The sequence below is a fragment of the Tissierellales bacterium genome, assembly GCA_035301805.1.
Lineage (GTDB): Bacteria > Bacillota > Clostridia > Tissierellales > DATGTQ01 > DATGTQ01.
Map to the genome: position 1 here is coordinate 1 of DATGTQ010000083.1, position 3,794 is coordinate 3,794.

Sequence of the window (3,794 nt, forward strand, 5' to 3'; positions counted from 1 at the left end):
TATAAAAAGGCCAAAACATTTAAAATGTAAGGCCTTCTCTATGAACTCCCACGCTTAAAGATAATCCAATACAAATCATATTTACTAATAAGAAAGTACCACCATAGCTCATAAAGGGAAGAGCTATACCCGTAATAGGCATTAAACCTATGGTCATGCCTATGTTTTCCCAAATGTGGAATAGAAACATAGCCGTTATTCCGGTAACTATTAAAGAACCAAATATATCCTCAGTATCTCTAGCGATTTTAATGAGCCGATATAGCATTATGAAATATAAGATAAATAAGGTTAGGCCTCCTATAAAACCTAATTCTTCCCCAACTACTGCAAAAATCATATCTGTTTGTTTTTCTGGTATATATCCATATTGGGTTTGAACTCCTCGGAAAAGACCTCGACCAAAGACTTTCCCTGAACCTACTGCTATTTTTGCTTCCTGGGCTTGGTAATTAGCGTCACTTGTATCTTCTTCTTGGTTTATAAAATCCGTTATCCTCTTTTTTTGATATCCTTCCATAGATGTCCATAAAATAGGTATACATATTAACATAACAAGTATGACATAGCCATAATATTTTAAATCTAATCCTGCTACAAAAAGCATGACTGCAACGAAAAAAGCAAATACAAGGGTAGTTCCTAAATCTGGTTGCAAAAGTATAAGTCCCATAGGTATAGCAGCAAAAAGTAATATTTTTAATAATACTGATGGTTTATTTATTTCATATTTATTTTTTTCAATTAATTTTGATAAGGATATAATTACTCCAACCTTTGCTATTTCTGCAGGTTGAAATACAAAACTACCTATTTGAAGGGCTCTTTTTGCCCCCCATATCTCTTTACCAACACCGAATATAAGCACTGTTACAAGTAATAAGTTAGACACAATATAAATGGGTATATAAAACTTCCCCAGTATTTTATAGTCAAGTAGCACTAATCCAATCATAGTAGCAATTCCTAATATCATGGAAAAAGTTTGAACCTTAACGAAACGTGAGTCTTCATAACTTGCCGTAGCACTTAATATCATTAAGATTCCGAATATGGCTAAAAAGATGACTGTAATAAATAGAATCCAATCGAACTTTTTAAAAATATTTTTTTTAAATGCAAACATAGAATTTCCCCTTTTTGTAATAACACAAATTTTATCATACAAGATAAATTATATCATAAATTAATAAAGATGAAATAGTTAGTTTATATTAGTATATGGTATTATATAATAGAAAGCATAATTAGAAAGGATGATTATATGTATATAGGTTCACATTTAACTATATCTAAAGGATATATAAAAGCAGCTGAATTAGCAGTAAGTATAAATGCTAATGTGTTCCAATTTTTCACGAGGAATCCCAGGGGTTCTGCTAGTAAAGACTTAGATATAGATGATGTAAAGGGAATGGAAGAAATACTAAAAGAAAATAATTTTGGGTCTTTATTAGCTCATGCACCATATATTTTAAATTTAGCATCTTATAAAAATAGAATTTATGGGATGGGAAAAGCAATTATGAAGGAGGATTATGAAAGGTTAGATAGGATACCTTCTTGTCATTATTTTAATTTTCATCCAGGAAATCATGTAGGAAAAGGTGTAGAATATGGAATAGAAAGAATTGCAGATGCTTTAAATGAGATTATTACAGGAAACGAAAATACTATGATACTTTTAGAAACAATGTCTGGTCGTGGAACAGAGATAGGGCACAAATTTGAAGAAATAGGCACAATAATCGAGAAGGTAAAATATAAAGAATTGCTTGGAGTCTGTCTTGATACTTGTCACATTTATTCTGCTGGTTATGATATTGTTAATGATTTAGATGGAGTATTAGAGGAATTTGATAAACATATTGGTATAGAAAAACTTAAAGCGATCCATTTAAATGATAGTATGGAAGAATTTAATAGCAGAAAAGATAGACATGAAAAAATTGGGGAAGGAACTATAGGTTTAGAAGCTATTAAAAATATTATTAATCATCCTCAACTTAAGAATTTACCATTTTATTTAGAAACACCAAATGAATTAGAAGGATATAAGGAAGAAATAGAGTTATTAGAAAAATTAAAAGATTGATTATAAAGGTGAGTTAATGGATTTAAAAGAATATATTATGCAAAAATCAGAAGAATTAAATATAGATGTAATTAGTTTTACAGATTGTAGTCCTTTGGGACAGGTAAAAGATTATATAGTGGAAAGAAAAAATAAAGGGAATCAAACAGAATTTGAAGAGGACAATATAAATAAAAGGATAGATCCTAAAGTAACACTAGAAAATTGTAAAACTATTATAGTTTTAGGATTGTCTTATAATATAGATTATCATGAAAAAGTAGACTTTAAATTAAAGGGGAGTCTTTCGAAATCTTCTTGGGGTATAGACTATCATTTAGTATTGAAAGAAAAAATGGAAAATCTTATAGAAGAAATAAAAAAGATAAAAGATTTTGATTATAAATATTTTGTAGATACAGGACCATTAATAGATAGAGAAATTGCTAAAAATGCAGGTATAGGCTATTATGGGAAGAATTGCTCTATTATTAATGATGAATATGGTTCATTTATATTTATAGGATATATATTGACTAGTTTAGATATTGATTTTCGACCTGTTGAAGCTAAAAATCATTGCGGGGAATGTACCTTATGCTTCAAAGCTTGTCCTACTGGAGCCTTAAAGGAACCCTTTAGACTAAATCCAAAAAGGTGTATTTCTTATCTCACTCAAACAAAGGACAATATCCCTTATGAATTAAGAGATAAAATGGGTGTGAAAATTTATGGTTGCGATACTTGTCAAATGGTATGCCCTAAAAATAAAGATGTGAAAAAAGGTAGTAATGAATATTTTATTCCTAGGGAAACTAAAGGATGTGTCAATATAGAAGAAATATTAAAAATGTCTAACAGAGAGTTTAAAGAAAAGTATGGTAAAATGGCTGGTAGTTGGAGAGGGAAAAATATTTTAAAAAGAAATGGGATAATTGCCCTTGGAAATATGAAAAAGAAAGAGCATATAGAAACTTTAAAATCTATGTTGGAAAATGAGGCAAGCCCTATGATTAGAAAATATGCTGCCTGGGCTATTTTAAATATAGATAAGGAAATAGCTAAAGAAATTATTAGAGAAACATTGAAAAATGAAGAGAATGAAAGTGTAAAAACTGAGTTATATAAATTACTAAAATATAATGATATAAAGTTCGGTAATTAAATATAGCTTATTTGTGTTATACTATAAATGTACAATTTTAATTTAACTAAGGAGTGATAATTGTGGGCAATGTCCATGAACTTAACTATTTAAAGAAGAGCATTGAAGACTTGAAAGAACAAGGAGTTTATAGGAAACTTCCGGTTTTAGATGGTGCAAATGAAGCGGAAATAATGTTAAATGGGAAAAAGGTTATAAACCTTTCTTCTAATAACTACTTAGGATTTGCAAATCACCCAAGGCTTAAAAAGGGAGCTATTGAAGCCGTTGAGAAATATGGTGCAGGGGCAGGAGCTGTAAGAACTATAGTAGGTAATATGGCAATACATGAAGAATTAGAAAAAATATTATCAGAATTTAAGCGTGAAGAAGCTGCTTTTATTTATCAATCAGGATTTAATGCTAATGCAGGTACAATCCAAGCAGTAACAGGAAAAGGGGATTTAATTATTTCAGATGAGTTAAATCATGCATCTATAATTGATGGAACGAGACTTAGTAGGGCAGAGAAGGCAATATTTAAACATTCTGACATAAATCATTTAGAACAAATAC

General features: G+C 29.7%; 4 protein-coding genes. 3 read left to right on the forward strand and 1 reads right to left on the reverse strand.

Features of this window, described 5'->3' with window-relative positions:
* Positions 1-19: 19 nt before the first annotated feature.
* Positions 20-1,126, reverse strand: coding sequence for a rod shape-determining protein RodA (rodA, locus tag VK071_03855; GenBank protein HLR34448.1), 1,107 nt, complete (start codon positions 1,124-1,126; stop codon positions 20-22).
* 138 nt (positions 1,127-1,264) lie between these two features.
* Here rodA and VK071_03860 point away from each other — a divergent pair, with 138 nt between their 5' ends.
* The 3 genes from VK071_03860 to VK071_03870 form a co-directional block, all read left to right on the forward strand.
* Positions 1,265-2,095 carry a deoxyribonuclease IV gene (locus VK071_03860; protein HLR34449.1) on the forward strand — a complete coding sequence of 277 codons (831 nt, stop codon included), beginning with the start codon at positions 1,265-1,267 and terminating at the stop codon, positions 2,093-2,095.
* A 16-nt stretch (positions 2,096-2,111) separates the two neighbouring features.
* Positions 2,112-3,239: a tRNA epoxyqueuosine(34) reductase QueG gene (gene queG, locus VK071_03865; GenBank protein ID HLR34450.1), complete on the forward strand. Its 1,128-nt coding sequence runs from the start codon at positions 2,112-2,114 to the stop codon at positions 3,237-3,239.
* Positions 3,240-3,301: 62 nt separating this feature from the next.
* The coding region (locus VK071_03870; GenBank protein ID HLR34451.1) for a pyridoxal phosphate-dependent aminotransferase family protein at positions 3,302-3,794 on the forward strand (493 nt) is incomplete at its 3' end.